Origin of the sequence: Kytococcus sp. HMSC28H12 (assembly GCF_001816045.1) — a bacterium.
Classification (GTDB): domain Bacteria; phylum Actinomycetota; class Actinomycetes; order Actinomycetales; family Dermatophilaceae; genus Kytococcus; species Kytococcus schroeteri.
The window spans coordinates 1-1,766 of the sequence record NZ_KV824602.1; the positions used below are offsets into that span (position 1 = coordinate 1).

Consider the following 1,766-nt stretch of genomic DNA (forward strand, 5'->3'; position numbering starts at 1 on the left):
AGGGCTCGCACCCCGCTGGGGTGCGAGCCCTCCGTGCCTGGGCCACCCTCAGAGCGAGTCGTTCCGCACCTTCTCGCCGAGCGCGCGGATACCCGCCCAGTCCGGGACGACGATGCTCTGGCGCCCGTCGGGCGACCAGCCGATGCTCGCCCAGGGGGCGGTCTGGTAGGTCACCGTGCCGCCACCGGTGATGAACCTGCGCCCGATGCCGCGGATCTCCTTCGGCGAGAGGCCGGCGCTCACCCGGACGTTGCGGGTGCTGGCGTCCAGGATCCGCTGCACCTTGTTGGGGTTCCGTGCCACCTCGGCACTGCGGGCCGCGTCGAAGACGCCGCTGAGCACGGCCATCTGCCGCTCACCACGCCCCATGTCGCCCAGCTTCAGGGTCTTGCGCTCGCGGACGAACCGCAGGGCCTCGGCCCCGTCGTCCAGACGGACGGTGCCCTCGGGGAACTCAGGGGAGGGCTGCGGATTGCGGACGGTCACGCCACCGAGGGCGTCCACGGTGGACGAGAAGCTCTCGAAGTCGGTGACGACGACGTCGGTCACCGGCACGTCGAGCGCACCCTGGAAGGTCTGCGCCAGCAGCGGGGCACCGCCGGCGGAGTAGGCGTAGTTGAGCTTGTCGAAGCCGTGGCCGGGGATCGGCACCCAGAGGTCGCGGGGGAAGTGCACGAGCGTCACCTTGCTCCCCGAGGCGTTCATGTGGGCCAGGATCATGACGTCCGAACGGACGGCCCCGTTGCTGCGCCCGTCGTCCTCGCCCACGATGAGGATGTTGCGGGTGCCCTCGGCGCCGCGGCTGGGGTTCTGGGCCTTCTCGGCGGAGTCGCTCGGCGCCGTGACGGTGCCCTTCGCGCCCTTGTCCGGCTTCCCGTCACCGGTGACGTCCTTGAGGTACCGCGAGGCCTTCTCGGTCCCGCCCCCGTCCGTGCCGGAGCCCTTGCCGTCGCCCGTCGGGCTCTCGGTGCCACCGTCGCCGCCGTTGTCCGGGGGCGTGCTCGGGGTGGTGGTGGATGGCAGCAGCTGGTCGTCCACGGTGATGTTCTTCTCGAGGGTGTCGTTGGCGCGCCACACCCAGACGGCGGCCAGCACCAGCAGGAGGGCCAACAGCGCCGCGACGGTGCCGCACCCCCAGCGCCACCAACGGCGCCCGCCGTGGCCGCGCTGGCGGGTCGTCTCCGGGATCTTCGTACTCATGGCGGACACAGTAGGGGCCCCGGCTGGGAAGGGCCGGCGACCTGCGCGCGTTGGCCGGAGTGTGATGACGCAGACGTCCCCTGAAGACCCCGCCCACCCCTCGCCCTCCCCACTCAGCGCACGGCCCGGCGCGGTGCGCCTCGGCTCGCCGGTGGCGCTGCACCACGGTGATCCGCTCAAGGAGCAGCGGCTCCTCGAGGAGGGGCTGGCCGTGGTCGACCTGGGGGACCGCGGTGTGGTGACGGTCACCGGGCCGGACCGCCTCACGTGGCTGCACAGCCTCGTGACGCAGGACCTGGCCGGGCTGCCGCCCCACCACTCGGCGGAGGCCATCCTCCTCACCCCGCAGGGCCGCATCGAGCACGTTCTGCACGTGGTGGACGACGGCGAGACCACCTGGATCACGACCGACCCCGGCCACGCCGCGCCGCTGGCCGCCTTCCTGGACTCGATGCGGTTCATGCTGCGGGTCGAGGTGGCCGACCGCAGCGACGACCTGCGTGTGTTGGGCGAGCCGGTGGCGGCCGAGGGGCTGCCCGGCGAGCCCCCGGTGTGGCGGGACCCCT

2 protein-coding genes are annotated in these 1,766 nt (G+C 72.7%); one reads left to right on the forward strand and one right to left on the reverse strand.

Annotated elements, in window-relative coordinates:
* Positions 1-48 precede the first annotated feature (48 nt).
* A complete protein-coding gene (locus tag HMPREF3099_RS09455; RefSeq protein WP_070705722.1) occupies positions 49-1,200 on the reverse strand; it encodes an LCP family protein in 1,152 nt (383 codons plus the stop codon).
* A 133-nt stretch (positions 1,201-1,333) separates the two neighbouring features.
* Here HMPREF3099_RS09455 and HMPREF3099_RS09460 point away from each other — a divergent pair.
* Positions 1,334-1,766, forward strand: a 433-nt coding sequence (locus HMPREF3099_RS09460) for a YgfZ/GcvT domain-containing protein (RefSeq protein ID WP_371327530.1), incomplete at its 3' end; no start/stop codon positions are given.